This is a genomic window from Bradyrhizobium arachidis, from assembly GCF_015291705.1.
GTDB lineage: Bacteria > Pseudomonadota > Alphaproteobacteria > Rhizobiales > Xanthobacteraceae > Bradyrhizobium > Bradyrhizobium arachidis.
The window spans coordinates 5520829-5535351 of the sequence record NZ_CP030050.1; the positions used below are offsets into that span (position 1 = coordinate 5520829).

Below are 14523 nucleotides of genomic sequence, written 5' to 3' on the forward strand. Positions count from 1 at the left end.
TTCCCGCCGAAAAGCCATTGACGGGCGCCAGACTCTCCCGCATAAGTCGCCGCCATGTTCACGACCACCAAACGCACGACCAAAACCACCACGGCCTTCGGGGCCCGGGGAGGCGTGCGCGTGTAGTCGTCGACTAAAACGCATCAGGTCTACCGAAGCCCCGCCCTCGATGGTCCGGGGCTTTTTTGTTGTCTCAATCGATCTCAATGGAGGACAAAGTGAGTAACGATCCCGTCGTCGCGATTGTCGGCGTCACCGGTGCGGTGGGCGCCGAATTCATCGCCACCATGGACAAGCGCGGCTTCCGCGTCGGCAAGCTCAAGGCGCTGGCGAGCGCCCGCTCGGCCGGCAAGACGGTGTCGTTCCGCGGCCAGACCGTCGTCATCGAGGAATTGACCGAGCGCGCCTTCGAGGGCGTCGACATCGCGCTGTTTTCGGCCGGCAGCGGCATCTCCAAGAAGTTCGCGCCGATTGCGGTCAAGTCGGGCGCCGTCGTCGTCGACAACTCCTCCGCCTTCCGCATGGATCCGAACGTGCCGCTGGTGATCCCCGAGGTGAACGGCAACCGCATCCGCGACCACAAGGGCATCATCGCCAACCCGAACTGCGCCGCCATCACCGCACTGGTGCCGCTCTGGCCGATCCACCAGAAGAACCGCATCAAGCGCGTCATCATCTCGACATATCAGGCGGCCTCCGGCGCCGGTGCCGCAGCGATGGAGGAGCTCGTCGAATCCACCCGCGCCAATCTCAACGGGCAGGTCTATACGCCCAAGGTGATGCCGCACCCCTACGCCTTCAATCTTTTCAACCACAATACGGCCATCGACCCTGACACCGGCTACAACGACGAAGAGACCAAGGTTATCAAGGAGACCCGCAAGATCTTCGAGGACGAGAAGATCGCAATCGGTGTGACCTGCGTCCGCGTGCCGGTGCTGCGCGCGCATTGCGAGGCCATCACCTTCGAATGCGAGAAGGAGATCACCGAGGACCAGGTTCGCGCGATCATGGCGCAGGCGCCCGGCGTGAAGGTGGTCGACGACCGCGCCAGGAACTATTTCCCGATGCCGATCGACGCCTCAGGGCAAGACGACGTCCTCGTCGGCCGCATCCGCAAGGATCTCAGCGATCCCTCCGGGCATTCGATCTCGATGTTCGTGGCGGCCGATCAACTGCTCAAGGGCGCCGCGCTGAATGCCGTGCAGATCGCAGAGCTCTTGCCGCAGCGGGTGATGGCGTAACCGGTGCTGTAGGAACAGGTATCGTAGGGTGGGCAAAGGCGCGCAAGCGCCGTGCCCACCACTTCTCTCGTGCATTCAAGAAAGAAGACGTGGGCACGCTTCGCTTTGCCCACCCTACGGCGCCGGCGCTAGCCGTCTGCCCGGAACAGCAGACACGCATCCCCATACGAGTAGAACCGGTACTCATTCGCAACGGCGTGCGCATAGGCCTGCTTCATCGTCTCCAACCCCGCGAATGCCGACACCAGCATGAACAGTGTCGACTTCGGCAGGTGGAAATTCGTCATCAGGACATCGACGGCCCGGAAGCGGTAGCCAGGCGTGATGAAGATCGAGGTCTCCGCCGTAAACGGCTGGATGGTGCCGTCTTCGCTCGCCGCGCTTTCGAGCAGCCTTAGCGACGTTGTGCCGACGGCGACGATGCGGCCGCCGTTCTTCCGCGCGGTGTTGAGCCGCTCCGCCGTCTCGGCCGAGATGGTGCCCCACTCCGCATGCATCTTGTGGCCGTCGGTGTCGTCCACCTTCACGGGGAGGAACGTCCCCGCCCCGACATGCAGCGTGACGCGGTTGATGCCGACACCGCGCGCGTGCAATGCCTGCTCAAGCGCCGCCGTGAAATGCAGGCCCGCGGTCGGCGCTGCGACCGCGCCTTCATTGGCCGCGAACATGGTCTGGTAGTCCGCAAGATCCTGATCGTCGGGCGTGCGCTTGGAGGCGATGTAGGGCGGCAGCGGCGGGCTGCCGAGATCGGCGATGGCCTGGTCGAGTGCGGGCCCATGGAACGAGAACGACAGCGTCACCTCGCCCTCGCTGCCCTTGGCCTCGACCTCGGCGTCGAGATGGCCGAGCAGGCAGATCTTGCCCTCATTGCCGAAGCGGATGCGGTCGCCGGCAACAAGCTTCTTCGCCGGCTTCACCAGCGCCTGCCAGCGCGAGCCGTCGAGACGCTTGATCAACGTCGCCTCGATCTTCGGCTCGGTCTCGCGGCCGATGCGGCGACCCTTCAATTGTGCCGCGATCACCTTGGTGTCGTTGACGACGAGCTGGTCACCCGCCTTCAGCCATTGCGGCAAATCCGCGATGGACTGGTCGCGCAGCGCGCCGCCCTCCACGACCAGCATCTTCGCGGAGTCGCGCGGGCTCGCCGGGCGCAACGCGATGCGCTCGGCGGGCAGATCGAAGTCGAAGAGATCGGTGCGCATGTCTCACTAGCGCCGTCATTCCGGACGCCGCGCCTCGAGCGCGGCGATCCGGAATCCCGAGATTGTGGTGCGAGATTCCGGGTTCGCGCTTCGCGCGCCCCGGAATGACGGGCAACTATTCCTTGTCCGCCGCCATCCGCGCCTTGACGATCTTGTCGGGGTTCTGCACCGGCTCGCCGCGCTTGATCTTGTCGACGTTCTCCATGCCCTCGGTGACCTTGCCCCACACCGTGTACTGGTTGTCGAGGAAGCGGGCGTCGTCGAAGCAGATGAAGAACTGGCTGTCGCCGGAATCGGGGTTGGCGGCGCGGGCCATCGAGGCGGTGCCGCGCACATGCGGCTCCTTGTTGAACTCGGCCTTCAGCTTCTTGCCGGAGCCGCCGGTGCCGGTGCCGTGCGGGCAGCCAGTCTGCGCCATGAAACCCTCGATGACGCGGTGGAATACGATGCCGTCGTAGAAGCCTTCGCGGACCAGCTCCTTGATGCGCGCGACATGACCGGGCGCGAGGTCAGGCCGCATCTCGATGGTAACGGGGCCCTGCGTGGTCTCGAGGATCAGGGTGTTTTCGGTGGCGCTCATGCTCGTCTCTCTTGCGTTGGAGGTGAAGTCTTACGATTACGGAACTGGATCACGAATGGACGCCCCGCGGCCGCGCCGGCCATTGCATCGGTAAATGGCACTGGCGTGCAGCGTTGCAACGCCTCCATCACAGCGATCCGGTATTGCAGCCGGTCATTGTCGGAGGCCTCCGCGGATTCATAGGTAATCCTCGGATGGCCCAGAATGTTTCCGGACCGGTTAAAGCTCACGACGACGGTGATGTCGATAGGGCGGGCCTTGGCGGGCGGCGGCGGCTTCCAGCAGGTCCGCAGGTGCCGGAAGATGTCCTGGATGGTGTTGACCGGCGCGTCCTCGGCGGCCGCACTGGAGACGCCGAAGAGCAGCACCGCGGCAGTCAGCAGAAGCCTTTTGCCGCAGCGCGCCATGGCTCCATCCTTGACTACTTGATGTCGGAGGCGACCTGCACCTTCACCATCTTGTCGGGATCGGTGACGGTGCCGCCGGGGGAGCCGGGCGGAGCCTTCTTCAGCTTGTCGACGACGTCCATGCCCTGCACGACCTCGCCGATCACGGTGTACTGGTTATCGAGGCTGCCGCCGTCGGCGAACATGATGAAGAACTGCGAGTTGGCGCTATCGACGCTGTCGCCGCGCCGGGCCATGCCGACGATGCCGCGCGCGAAATGCACCTTGGAGAATTCCTGCTTCAAGTTCGGATATTTCGAGCCGCCGGTGCCGTTGCCGTTCTGGCCGTCGCCGGTCTGGGCCATGAAGCCGTCCATGACGCGGTGGAACGGCACGTTGTTGTAGAAGCCCTCACGCGCGAGCTGCTTGAGGCGCTCGGCATGCTGGGGCGCGATGTCGGTCCGCAGCTTGATGACGATGCGGCCCTTGGTGGTGTCGATCACGAGCGCATTGGCCTTGTCGAGATTGGCCGGCAGCTGCTGCGCCACCGCCGGGACCGCGCTCAAGGGAACGGCCACGAGCGCGACGAACATCGTGGCAAGAATTGCGAGACGACGGATCATGGAAACTCCGGATCAGGTGAGATGAAAAAGCGCGCCGTTATCCGGCGAATTTTGCCTTGAGCAGGTTTGCGACGAGCGGCGGGACGAAGGCCGAGACATCTCCGCCCATGCCGGCGATCTGACGCACCAATGTGCCGGTAATCGGGCGCACCAGCGGAGAGGCCGGCAGGAAGACGGTTTGCACCTCGGGCGCCATCGTGCCGTTCATGCCGGCGAGCTGCATCTCGTAGTCGAGGTCGGTGCCGTCGCGCAGGCCCCGGATCATGATGGTCGCACCGTATTTGCGCGCCGCGGTGACGGCGAGATCGTCGTAGGTCACGGCCTCGAGCGTGCAGCCGCCCTGGGCTGCCACCGGCCCACAGACGTCATGGAGCATCTTGAGCCGCTCCTCGGTCGAAAACAGCGGCTTCTTGCCGGGATGGATTCCGACCGCGACCACCAGCCGGTCGCACAGCGGGACACTGCTCCGGACCACGTCCAGATGGCCGTTGGTGATGGGGTCGAAGGAACCTGGGTAGAAGGCAATGCGCAGCATGGCCACGTCCTACCGCGCCCGGCCCGGCGCGGCAAGCCAGACAGGTTCCCTGCCCGTTTCCCGCAGATTCTACCGCCCATCCTGTCGGCGGCGGCCCATTTGTTTCGTCCTCGGGGCGGCCACGAAACAAAACGGAGCGCGAACGAAACCATTTCCGACATCCGCGAAGACGTCCGGAAACTGGCCATGGTTACTAATCCGCCCAACAAACGACGGGCCGCACACTGGGCGTCGCGGCCGCATCACAGGGGACTGTCAATGATCAAGGCTCTCTCGGCGATCGCCATCTCTGCGTGTGTTGCTGCCGCCCTCACCCTCCTGCCCGGCTTTGCCCCGAAGGTCGAGGCCAGCGTTCCGCAGCCGCTGGCCAAGAGCGACCGTCTCGATATCCGCACCATCGGCAAGGATTGCTCCCAGCAGGCCTGGCCGAATTTCGAAGCCTCGTGCCTGCGCCGCGCCGGCACCAAGGCTGATGTCCGCGAGGCGCGCCTCGTGACCGCGGATCGCACGCCGTAGTTGCGGTTGTCAGCTTCGCGTCAGAAAAGCTTCCTGATATAAATTTCATGGATATTTGCGACGTCTCGTCGCAGACTGTCTGATGTTCGCGCCCGTCGGAATGGCCCGCCGGGCGCGATCCCATCGGGGGGTCGCCATTGTCCAGTACACCCGCAATCGCCTCCGGCCATCATCATCCTGATCCGCTGCCGCTTGCCATGACCATGGGCGCCCTCGGGGTGGTCTATGGTGATATCGGCACCAGCCCCCTTTACGCCCTGAAGGAAGCCGCCAAGGCGGCAGCCCATGGCGGCACGCTAAGTCACGACGCTGTCCTGGGGGTTGCTTCGCTGATCCTCTGGGCGCTGCTCCTGATCATCTCGCTGAAATACGCGCTGCTGATCCTGCGCGCGGACAATCGCGGCGAAGGCGGCATCGTCGCTCTCCTGGCCCTGCTCCACGCCCGCAACGCCCAGTCCGGCACCTGGCGCGCGCATCTGCTCGTGGTCGGCCTCGTCGGCGCCGCCTTGCTCTATGGCGACGGCGCGATCACGCCGGCGATCTCGGTGCTGTCAGCCATCGAGGGCCTCAAGGTCGACGCGCCCTCGCTCGCGCCTGTGGTGGTGCCCGTCACCGTCGCCATCCTGATCGGGCTGTTCATGATGCAGAAGCAGGGCACCGGCTTCATCGGCCGCATCTTCGGGCCGGTGATGCTGGCCTGGTTCGCCGTACTCGCCGCCCTCGGCGTCCACGGCATTGTCAAGGCGCCGGCGGTGCTGGCCGCGCTCAGCCCGTTCTATGCCTTCAACTTCCTGATCCACCAGGACTTCCACATCTCGTTCGGAATCCTCGGCGCGGCCTTCCTCGCGGTGACCGGCGGCGAGGCCATGTATGCCGACATGGGGCATTTCGGCCGCCTGCCGATCCGGCTCGCCTGGTTCGCGATCTGCCTGCCCGCGCTGGTGCTGAACTATTTCGGCCAGGCCGCGCTGCTGATCACCGATCCCAGCATGATCGAGAATCCGTTCTTCCAGCTCTGCCCCGATGCCCTGCATTATCCGCTGGTCGCGTTCTCCGCGGTCGCCACCGTGATCGCGTCGCAGGCGATCATCTCCGGCGTGTTCTCGCTGACCCAGCAGTCGATCCAGCTCGGCTTTTTGCCGCGCATGCAGATCCGCCACACCACGAGCCATGCGATCGGCCAGATCTACGTGCCACTGGTGAACTGGCTGCTGGCGGCGGCAACGCTCGGCGCGGTCTTGAGCTTCGGCACCTCGGACGCGCTCGCCGGCGCCTACGGCATCGCGGTGTCGCTGCTGATGGCGATCACGACGCTGCTCGCCGCCCTGGTTGCGATCCAGTGGGGCTATTCGCCCTGGCTGGTCGTGGTCGTGAACGGCTTCTTCTTCGTGATCGACGTGATCTTCTTCTCCGCCAATTCGATCAAGCTGTTCGAGGGCGGCTGGTTTCCGCTGCTGCTCGCAGCGCTCGTCGCCTTCCTGATGCTGACCTGGCGCAGCGGCGTGAAGCTGGTCGAGGCCGCGCGCGGCCGCCTGCGCCAGCCCGAGGAGGATTTGATCGAGACGGCGGTGAACAAGTGCAGCGCACGGCTGCCGGGCACCGCCGTGTTCCTGGCCTCGGCAGCGAAAGGCGTGCCGCTGGCGCTGACGCAGTTCGTCAAGCACAACCACGTCCTGCACGAGCGCATCGTCCTCGTCACCGTCCTGATCGAGGAATCCCCACACATCGCCGAAGCGGACCGCGCCGAGGTGAGCGAGATCATCTCCGGCATCACCCGCGTGATCCTGCATTACGGCTTCATGCAGAACCCGACGATCTACGAGGGACTGACGCTCGCCTGCCGCCAGGGCAAGCTGCCCGGCATCGACCTCTCCGACATCACCTATTATGTCGGCCGCGAGACCATCATCCCGCGCGAGGACGTTCCCGGCATGTGGGTCTGGCGCGAAGGCCTGTTCGCCTTCCTTCAGCGCAACGCCGAACGCTCCGCCGCCTTCTTCGGCGTGCCGACAAAGCAGGTCGTGGAGTTCGGCACGGAGCTGGAGATTTAGCGCAGCCGAAGCCCGGATGAGCGAAGCGTAATCCGGGATACGGGCGCGACACTGTCGGTGTCGTCCCCGCGAACGCGGGGACCCATAACCACAGGAAGTGGTTTGGCGAAGACTCGCGGTCGCAAATCTCGCGCGACAACTTCTCCCTGTGGCTATGGGTCCCGGATCTGCGCGCGCCTAAGGGCGCGCTTGTCCGGGACGACAGTGGAGTGTGTGGGGCGCGCGCTACGCCCCGTTGCCGTTCTCGCCGTTGCCGCTCTCGGCCTCTTCCGTGATGTGCTCGACCGAGACCACGTGCTCGTCCTCGGCGGTATCGAACACGATGACGCCCTGGGTCGAGCGGCCGGCGATGCGGATGCCTTCGACCGGGCAGCGGATCAGCTGGCCCTTGTCGGTGACCAGCATGATCTGGTCCGCATCCTCCACGGGGAAGGACGCAACCAGGTTGCCGTTGCGGTTGTTGACGCTCATGGCGACGATGCCTTTGCCGCCGCGCCCCGTCGTGCGGTACTCGTAGGACGAGGTCCGCTTGCCATAGCCGTTGACGGAGACGGTCAGCACGACCTGCTCCTGCGCCGACATCTCGACATAGCGCTCCTGCGGGAGCTGGAAGCTGCCGGAGGTCTCCTCGGCCTCCGTATCCGCCGCCCCCTCTTCGGCCGCGGTTTCGCCGGCGACCGCGCGGCGCATCTTCAGGTAAGCCGAACGCTCGTCGGATGTGGTCTCGACATGGCGCAGGATCGCCAGCGAGATCACCTTGTCGCCCTCGCCGAGTGCGATGCCGCGCACGCCCATCGAGGTGCGGCCGGTGAACACGCGCACGTCGGGGACCGGGAAGCGGATGCACTGGCCGCCCGCAGCGGTCAGCAGCACGTCGTCGCGCTCGGTGCAGATCTGGACGTCGACGATCGCCTCGCCGTCGTCGAGCTTCATGGCGATGATGCCGGAGCGGCGGACGTCGACGAAGTCGGACAGCTTGTTGCGCCGGACGTTGCCGCCGGTCGTCGCAAACATCACATCCAACTGGGCCCAGGTGGACTCATCCTCGGGCAGCGGCATGATGGTGGTGATGCGCTCGCCCTGCTCCAGCGGCAGGATGTTGATCAGCGCCTTGCCGCGCGCGTTCGGCGCAGCCATCGGCAGGCGCCAGACCTTCTCCTTGTAGACCTGGCCGCGAGACGAGAAGAACAGCACCGGAGTATGAGTCGATGCGACAAAGAGCCGGCTGACGAAGTCCTCGTCGCGGGTCTGCATGCCGGCGCGGCCCTTGCCGCCGCGGCGCTGCGCCCGGTAGGCCGACAGCGGCACGCGCTTGACGTAGCCGGCGTGCGAGACGGTGACGACCATGTCCTCGCGCTGGATCAGGTCCTCGTCCTCGACCTCGCCTTCCTGCTCCATGATCACGGTGCGGCGCGGGGTGGCGAACTCGGCCTTCACCTCGGCAAGCTCGGTCTTGATGATGTCGAGGATGCGCGCTCGGGAGCGCAGGATATCGAGATAGTCGCCGATCTCGCCGGCGAGCTTTGCCAGCTCTTCGCCGATCTCGTCGCGGCCGAGTGCGGTGAGGCGCGCCAGCCGCAGCTCGAGGATCGCCCTCGCCTGCTCCAGCGACAGTCGGATGGTGCCGTCCTCGTTGATGCGATGGCGGGGATCGTCGATCAGCGTGATGATGTCCTCGACGTCGCGCGCAGGCCAGTCGCGCGTCATCAGGGTCTCGCGTGCGGCAGCCGGCGTCGGCGAATGCCGGATCACGCGGATGATCTCGTCGATATTGGCGACCGCGATCGCAAGGCCGACCTGCTCATGCGCGCGCTCGCGCGCCTTGCGCAGCTTGTACTTGGTGCGGCGGGTGACGACCTGCTCGCGGAAGCCGACGAAGATCGTCAGCATGTCCTTCAGGTTCATCGTCTGCGGACGGCCAGAGTCGAGCGCGACGGCATTGACGCCGAAAGAGGTCTGCAGCGGCGTGAACTTGTAGAGCTGGTTCAGCACCACGTCGGGCACGGCGTCGCGCTTGAGCTCGACGACGACGCGGTAGCCGTCGCGATCGGACTCGTCGCGCAGATCGGAGATACCCTCGATCTTCTTTTCCTTGTAGAGCTCGGCGATGCGCTCGACCATCGTCGCCTTGTTCACCTGATACGGAATCTCGGTGATGACGATCGCCTCGCGCTCTTTCCGGACCGTCTCGAACGTGACCTTGCCGCGCATCACGATCGAGCCGCGGCCGAGATGATAGGCGCTGCGGATGCCCTGGCGACCCAGGATGATGCCGCCGGTCGGGAAATCCGGGCCCGGAATGATGTTGTTGAGCTCGTCGATGGTCAGCGAGGGGTTTTCGATCAGCGCGACACAGGCGTCGATGACCTCGCCGAGATTGTGCGGCGGGATGTTGGTGGCCATGCCGACCGCGATGCCGCCGGCGCCGTTGACCAGCAGGTTCGGGAACCGCGCCGGCAGGACCACCGGCTCCCGCTCGGAGCCGTCATAGTTGTCCTGGAAATCGACCGTGTCGTCGTCGATGTCCTCAAGCAGCTTCAGCGCGATCTTGGTCAGGCGGGATTCGGTGTAGCGCATCGCCGCCGGCGGATCGCCGTCGACCGAGCCGAAATTGCCCTGTCCGTCGATCAGGGGCGCGCGCATCGAGAAGTCCTGCGCCATGCGCACCAACGCGTCGTAGATCGCCTGGTCGCCATGGGGGTGGTACTTACCCATGACCTCACCGACGGCACCGGCGGACTTCTTGTGTTTCTTGTCCGGGGTGTCGCCGCGATTGTTCATCGCGTAGAGGATGCGGCGATGCACCGGCTTCAACCCGTCGCGCGCATCGGGCAGCGCACGCGACACGATCACGCTCATGGCGTAATCGAGGTAGGACTTCTTCATCTCCTCGTAGATCGAGACGGGGCGAATGTCCGAGGGTTGCGCCGGCTGGTCGCCGGGCTTGTTGTCGTCGTCAGCCAAGGGGAAATCCGGTGAGGTTTTATCTGGGAATCATATAGCGCATCGCCCCCCCGATAACCACCCTTGCAGGGCCAAGGGAAGCGCTTTTTCCGACTGTTTTTCCAGAGACTTACGCACTCCGCGCCGGTGCTGGAACAAGGCTCGAAATCGGCCGGCGCAAACCGCGCCTTAAGCCCCGAAAATCACCCGGTGCATGATCCGCCCGGGCACCAGCGTGAACAGCCCCGCCACCACCAGGGCACCGGCGAAAATGAAGATCATCATCCGCCGGTGATCGGCGACGCGATGGGTGTGCGCCCGCCACACCGCGAGCGGCAGCACGACGAGCGTGAAGATCGACAACAGATGGATCGGGCTGAACGGCCCGACCAGACGGATCTGGTGGATCCAGAACGACGAGGCGGCTACCGCGACCATCAGGAGGACCCAGATCCAGCCGATGGTCCGGTGCGGCAGCGTGCCCTTGGGCGCGGCGAACTGGACGAGGCCGAGCACGAAGGCGGCCATTGCGGCAAAGGCATGCAGCGGGATCGCTGGAGCGGCCTCAAGCAGCGGCGCGAGGTTCATGCGACGCGTCCTCCGATCGGCGGGAGAGCCATGTAAACAGGATTAACATTAAGTTAATACCATTCACATCATCGCCGGTCAAAGGCTTGAAGCAGCACTTGAGGCAGGCCCGGAAAAACCGAGCCTTGCCCGCCAATTGGTAGGGATCCTGTCGCTTTACGCGAGCGGGCGCCGCTCGTGGAGAGACGCTCGCGAGCCTCAGAACGGGATGTCGTCGTCCATGTCGCTGTTGCGGCCACCGCCGCCAGCGGCCACGGGACGGCGCGGCGCGCTGCTGACGGGGCCCGAGGAGCCGAAATCGCCGCCCGGCTCGTCGCCGAAGCTGCCGCCTCCTCCGCCGCCGCCGCGGCCGTCGAGCATCGTCAGGGTCGAGTTGAAGCCCTGCAGCACGACCTCGGTGGAGTACTTCTCAGCGCCGCTCTGGTCGGTCCATTTGCGGGTCTGGAGCGCGCCCTCGATGTAAACCTTGGCGCCCTTCTTCAGGTACTGCTCGGCGACCTTGCAAAGACCTTCGTTGAAGATCACGACGCGGTGCCACTCGGTCTTTTCCTTGCGCTCGCCGCTGTTCTTGTCGCGCCAGGTCTCCGAGGTGGCGATGCTCAAATTCGCGATCGGCCGCCCGTCCTGGGTGCGGCGGATTTCAGGATCCTTGCCGAGATTTCCAACCAGAATGACCTTGTTGACGCTTCCCGCCATCGCCGCTCTCCACTCCAAATGCCACTGAATTCCGGAACGGCGCGCCCGCGCTGCCGCCTTGTTGAGCCGACCTATACGCTTACGAGCGCCGATCGGCCCGCCACACCCTCGGTTATCCCCACATATAGCATGGGCCCGAATTTTGTTCCAGATTTGTTCCTACTGAAAGATTATGCAACCCAAACGTGCATACCGGAACCCAGTGCCACTGTGCACGTCACAATGAATTGGAACCCGACCGCACGGAAAAACGCTTAACATTCATTAGGTTACTCGCAGACAATTGCCCAGCGACTGTTGCATTCCAGCGACGGATTCTGCCTGCCGGTTGAGCTAAAGTTACGTTGGAATTGTTCATATGGGCGTCGCGCCTGATTGACCGCTTTGGGGACCTCTGGAGCGGACGACACTGGGGAGACTGCAATGAAGAAAATTCTGTTTGGCACAATTGGTATCGTTGCGTTGGGTCTGTCTGCACCTGCGAGTGCAGCGGATCTTGCGGCGCGTCCCTACACCAAGGCGCCGCCGCCGATGGTTGCCACTATCTATGACTGGAGTGGCTTTTACATCGGCATCAACGGTGGCTGGGGTACGAGCCGCAATTGCTGGGACTTCGTGACGCCTGTCGTCGGCACGCTGATCACAGACGGTTGCCATGACGCATCGGGCGGCACGGTCGGTGGTCAGATCGGCTATCGTTGGCAGTCCGCCAACTGGGTGTTTGGCGTGGAAGGCCAAGGCAACTGGGCTGACTTCAGCGGAAACAACGTCAGCCCGACCGCCCCGGCTCAGCAGGACCGTACGCGGATCGATGCCTTCGGCCTGATTACTGGCCAGGTCGGCTATGCCTGGAATAATGTTTTGTTCTACGTAAAGGGCGGTGGCGCGGTCGTGGGCGACAAATACGACCTCATCGTCGGGCCAGGTTTCGTGGGTGCGGGCACTACCTTCGGTTCGGCCCGGGAAACCCGCTGGGGCGGAACGGTCGGCGCGGGTCTCGAATTTGGCTTCGCCCCAAACTGGTCGGTTGGCGTCGAGTATGATCACATCTTCCTCGGCCATCGTAACGTCGATTTCACCTTCGGCGGCGCGTTCGTTCAGACCGAACGCATCGGCCAGGACGTCGATATGGGCCTCGTTCGCGTGAACTATCGCTGGGGCGGCCCGGCCATCGCGAGATACTGATATCCATCTGATATCATTTGGAGATCAAAGGCCGGCCTCGCGCCGGCCTTTTTGCTGGATGCGGGTGGCGCGACAATCTGTCAGCAATTGTGACGTTTTGTGGGTGTCGTGGCTTTTGAGAGACACAACTTGCGGCTTTGGTGGTGTAAGCACGCCGTCAGTTGGACCACAGCGTCCGATGCCCTTCTGCGCGCGGAAGGCAACAACAGAAACTGGGACTGGGATTTTGATTGAGATGAAGAAGGTTTTGTTGGCTTCGGCCTGTTTGTTCGCTCTGGCTGCCCCCGCGTCGGCGGCTGATCTCGCGGCTCGCCCGTACACGAAGGCTCCGGTGGCTGTGGCCTCGGTCTACAACTGGACCGGCTTCTACCTCGGTATCGTCGGCGGCGGCGCCTGGGAAAACGCTTCGGGCGACCCGAAGATGAAGGGTGGCTTCGTCGGCGGCACCGCCGGCTACAACTGGCAGACCGGCAATGTCGTGTTCGGCATCGAGGCCGACGGCGCTTGGGCTGACGTCAGCGCGACGGCGACCGGCGCGACCGTCGTCCCGGGCTTCGGCGTCGTGACCGCGACCGCCACCTCGAAGACCGACGCGATGGGCACGGTGCGTGGCCGCATCGGCTGGGCCGTCAACAACGTCCTGTTCTACGGCACGGGCGGCTACGCCTGGATCGACAACAAGATCACCCTCTCCGCGCTCGGCGTGAGCGCGTCGGACAGCAAGTGGCACTCCGGCTGGACCGTCGGTGCGGGCGTCGAAGCGTTCATCGCGCCGCAGTGGTCGATCAAGGGCGAGTACCTGTATCGCAGCCTCGCTGGCGAGACCTACTTCGCCGGCGCCCTGCCCACCGGCACGCTCAACTTCCACACCGTGCAGGTCGGCGTGAACTATCACTTCGGCGGCCCGATCGTCGCCAAGTACTGATCTCAAGAAGTACTGAGCTTCGTCTCACGACCGACGTCACATCGTCACGAAAGGCCGGCCTCGCGCCGGCCTTTTTGTTTTCGCGCGACCTCGCGCCCAACCGTCATGGAATCGAGAGTGCGGTGTGCATTGCGCCGCTGATTGGCTCCGATGCGTTGGGGAATTGACATGAAGACGTTGGTGCTGGCCTCGGTCAGCTTGCTCGCGCTCGGCGCGCTCGCACCGGCCGGTGCTGCCGATCTGCCGCTGTACAAGGCGCCGGTGGCGCCCGTGCTCGCCTATGACTGGATCGGCGCCTATGTCGGCATCAATGGCGGCGGCGGCCTTGCGCACGCCTGCTGGAGCGTCGTCGCTGTCGCCGGCGTTCCCATCGACCCGGCCGTCGGCGAGGGCTGTCACAATGCGAGTGGCGGCACAGTGGGTGCTCAACTCGGATATCGCTGGCAGAAGGCGCGCTGGGTGCTCGGCGTGGAAGCTCAGGGCAACTGGGCCGACTTCAAGGGCAGCAATGTCAGCTTCGTGCTGGCGCCGCTCAACAACCGGACCACGATCAACAGCTTTGGCCTGTTCACCGGCCAGCTCGGCTACACCGTGAACAGCCTGCTGTTCTACGGCAAGGCGGGCGCAGCCGTCGCGCACGACAGGTACGACGAATTCATTCCGGGCGTTGGCGTCGTGTCCAATACCCTGAGCCAGACCCGCTGGGGCTATAGCGCCGGCTTTGGCGTGGAATACGCCTTCGCGGAGAATTGGTCCGTCGGCGGCGAGTACGACCATCTGTTCCTCGGGCATCACGGCGGCGACCTCGCCAGCGCGATCCTCGTCCCACCCGTGCGTACCGAACGGATCGGCCAGGACATCGATATCGGACTGATCCGCGTCAACTATCGCTGGGGCGGCCCCGTCGTCGCCAAATACTGATCCGCCAAAGACCAATCCCCAAGGGACTCCTCCAGGTCCTGCTTGAATGCGGATTGCCCCCAAGATCCGCATCTAAACGCGAACAAAGGGCCGGCCACGTGCCGGCCCTTTGCCTGTTCCGCGCCCTG

Annotated in this window: 15 protein-coding genes; 6 read left to right on the forward strand and 9 right to left on the reverse strand. The window is 64.5% G+C overall.

Annotation, left to right across the window (positions count from 1 at the left end):
- The first annotated feature begins 206 nt into the window (after positions 1 to 206).
- A complete protein-coding gene (locus WN72_RS25805; protein WP_092214196.1) occupies positions 207 to 1244 on the forward strand; it encodes an aspartate-semialdehyde dehydrogenase in 1038 nt (345 codons plus the stop codon).
- Between the two features lie 128 nt (positions 1245 to 1372).
- Here the strand turns inward: WN72_RS25805 and queA are convergent, their stop codons facing one another.
- The 5 genes from queA to coaD all read right to left on the reverse strand — a co-directional run bounded on the left by queA (position 1373) and on the right by coaD (position 4570).
- Positions 1373 to 2446, reverse strand: coding sequence for a tRNA preQ1(34) S-adenosylmethionine ribosyltransferase-isomerase QueA (queA, locus tag WN72_RS25810; RefSeq protein ID WP_027559272.1), 1074 nt, complete (start codon positions 2444 to 2446; stop codon positions 1373 to 1375).
- Positions 2447 to 2561: 115 nt separating this feature from the next.
- The gene (locus WN72_RS25815) at positions 2562 to 3026 is read right to left on the reverse strand and encodes a peptidylprolyl isomerase (RefSeq protein ID WP_027559273.1); all 465 of its coding nucleotides are present in this window, start codon (positions 3024 to 3026) and stop codon (positions 2562 to 2564) included.
- Positions 3023 to 3433 carry a hypothetical protein gene (locus WN72_RS25820; protein ID WP_092214194.1) on the reverse strand — a complete coding sequence of 137 codons (411 nt, stop codon included), beginning with the start codon at positions 3431 to 3433 and terminating at the stop codon, positions 3023 to 3025. Before WN72_RS25820 ends, WN72_RS25815 begins: the two co-directional genes overlap by 4 nt.
- Positions 3434 to 3447: 14 nt before the next feature.
- Positions 3448 to 4035: a peptidylprolyl isomerase gene (locus tag WN72_RS25825; protein WP_027559275.1), complete on the reverse strand. Its 588-nt coding sequence runs from the start codon at positions 4033 to 4035 to the stop codon at positions 3448 to 3450.
- A gap of 37 nt (positions 4036 to 4072) precedes the next feature.
- Complete coding sequence (coaD, locus tag WN72_RS25830) at positions 4073 to 4570, reverse strand: pantetheine-phosphate adenylyltransferase (protein ID WP_092214193.1); 498 nt, start codon at positions 4568 to 4570, stop codon at positions 4073 to 4075.
- A gap of 258 nt (positions 4571 to 4828) precedes the next feature.
- Here coaD and WN72_RS25835 point away from each other — a divergent pair, with 258 nt between their 5' ends.
- Together WN72_RS25835 and WN72_RS25840 are read left to right on the forward strand one after the other, a co-directional pair.
- Positions 4829 to 5086, forward strand: coding sequence for a hypothetical protein (locus WN72_RS25835; protein ID WP_027559277.1), 258 nt, complete (start codon positions 4829 to 4831; stop codon positions 5084 to 5086).
- 197 nt (positions 5087 to 5283) lie between these two features.
- Entirely contained in the window at positions 5284 to 7137 is a 1854-nt protein-coding gene (locus WN72_RS25840) for a potassium transporter Kup (RefSeq protein ID WP_092214359.1), read from the forward strand.
- 225 nt (positions 7138 to 7362) lie between these two features.
- On the opposite strand, the gene gyrA is transcribed toward WN72_RS25840, so the two are convergent.
- From gyrA to WN72_RS25855, 3 genes are all read right to left on the reverse strand, one after another.
- Positions 7363 to 10101 carry a DNA gyrase subunit A gene (gene gyrA, locus WN72_RS25845; RefSeq protein WP_092214191.1) on the reverse strand — a complete coding sequence of 913 codons (2739 nt, stop codon included), beginning with the start codon at positions 10099 to 10101 and terminating at the stop codon, positions 7363 to 7365.
- Between the two features lie 168 nt (positions 10102 to 10269).
- Positions 10270 to 10668: a DUF2306 domain-containing protein gene (locus WN72_RS25850; protein WP_027559280.1), complete on the reverse strand. Its 399-nt coding sequence runs from the start codon at positions 10666 to 10668 to the stop codon at positions 10270 to 10272.
- 198 nt (positions 10669 to 10866) lie between these two features.
- Positions 10867 to 11364, reverse strand: coding sequence for a single-stranded DNA-binding protein (locus WN72_RS25855; RefSeq protein ID WP_027559281.1), 498 nt, complete (start codon positions 11362 to 11364; stop codon positions 10867 to 10869).
- 423 nt (positions 11365 to 11787) lie between these two features.
- Between WN72_RS25855 and WN72_RS25860 the strand changes: the two genes are divergently transcribed.
- On the forward strand, positions 11788 to 12549 hold the full coding sequence (locus WN72_RS25860) for an outer membrane protein (RefSeq protein ID WP_027559282.1): 762 nt from the start codon (positions 11788 to 11790) through the stop codon (positions 12547 to 12549).
- A gap of 24 nt (positions 12550 to 12573) precedes the next feature.
- Here the strand turns inward: WN72_RS25860 and WN72_RS25865 are convergent, their stop codons facing one another.
- Complete coding sequence (locus WN72_RS25865) at positions 12574 to 12870, reverse strand: hypothetical protein (RefSeq protein WP_167380684.1); 297 nt, start codon at positions 12868 to 12870, stop codon at positions 12574 to 12576.
- Between WN72_RS25865 and WN72_RS25870 the strand changes: the two genes are divergently transcribed.
- Together WN72_RS25870 and WN72_RS25875 are read left to right on the forward strand one after the other, a co-directional pair.
- On the forward strand, positions 12785 to 13474 hold the full coding sequence (locus tag WN72_RS25870) for an outer membrane protein (protein ID WP_092214189.1): 690 nt from the start codon (positions 12785 to 12787) through the stop codon (positions 13472 to 13474). The genes WN72_RS25865 and WN72_RS25870 overlap by 86 nt on opposite strands.
- A 168-nt stretch (positions 13475 to 13642) precedes the next feature.
- Entirely contained in the window at positions 13643 to 14395 is a 753-nt protein-coding gene (locus WN72_RS25875) for an outer membrane protein (RefSeq protein WP_027559284.1), read from the forward strand.
- Positions 14396 to 14523 lie beyond the last annotated feature (128 nt).

Bases quoted from the DNA above. Each gene is read 5' to 3' on its own strand.
- WN72_RS25855 (WP_027559281.1), bottom strand. From the start codon at position 11,364: ATGGCGGGAAGCGTCAACAAGGTCATTCTGGTTGGAAATCTCGGCAAG.
- WN72_RS25850 (WP_027559280.1), bottom strand. From the start codon at position 10,668: ATGAACCTCGCGCCGCTGCTTGAGGCCGCTCCAGCGATCCCGCTGCAT.
- WN72_RS25820 (WP_092214194.1), bottom strand. From the start codon at position 3,433: ATGGCGCGCTGCGGCAAAAGGCTTCTGCTGACTGCCGCGGTGCTGCTC.
- WN72_RS25825 (WP_027559275.1), bottom strand. From the start codon at position 4,035: ATGATCCGTCGTCTCGCAATTCTTGCCACGATGTTCGTCGCGCTCGTG.
- WN72_RS25815 (WP_027559273.1), bottom strand. From the start codon at position 3,026: ATGAGCGCCACCGAAAACACCCTGATCCTCGAGACCACGCAGGGCCCC.
- WN72_RS25860 (WP_027559282.1), top strand. From the start codon at position 11,788: ATGAAGAAAATTCTGTTTGGCACAATTGGTATCGTTGCGTTGGGTCTG.
- WN72_RS25805 (WP_092214196.1), top strand. From the start codon at position 207: ATGGAGGACAAAGTGAGTAACGATCCCGTCGTCGCGATTGTCGGCGTC.
- WN72_RS25870 (WP_092214189.1), top strand. From the start codon at position 12,785: ATGAAGAAGGTTTTGTTGGCTTCGGCCTGTTTGTTCGCTCTGGCTGCC.
- queA (WP_027559272.1), bottom strand. From the start codon at position 2,446: ATGCGCACCGATCTCTTCGACTTCGATCTGCCCGCCGAGCGCATCGCG.
- WN72_RS25840 (WP_092214359.1), top strand. From the start codon at position 5,284: ATGACCATGGGCGCCCTCGGGGTGGTCTATGGTGATATCGGCACCAGC.
- WN72_RS25875 (WP_027559284.1), top strand. From the start codon at position 13,643: ATGAAGACGTTGGTGCTGGCCTCGGTCAGCTTGCTCGCGCTCGGCGCG.
- WN72_RS25835 (WP_027559277.1), top strand. From the start codon at position 4,829: ATGATCAAGGCTCTCTCGGCGATCGCCATCTCTGCGTGTGTTGCTGCC.
- coaD (WP_092214193.1), bottom strand. From the start codon at position 4,570: ATGCTGCGCATTGCCTTCTACCCAGGTTCCTTCGACCCCATCACCAAC.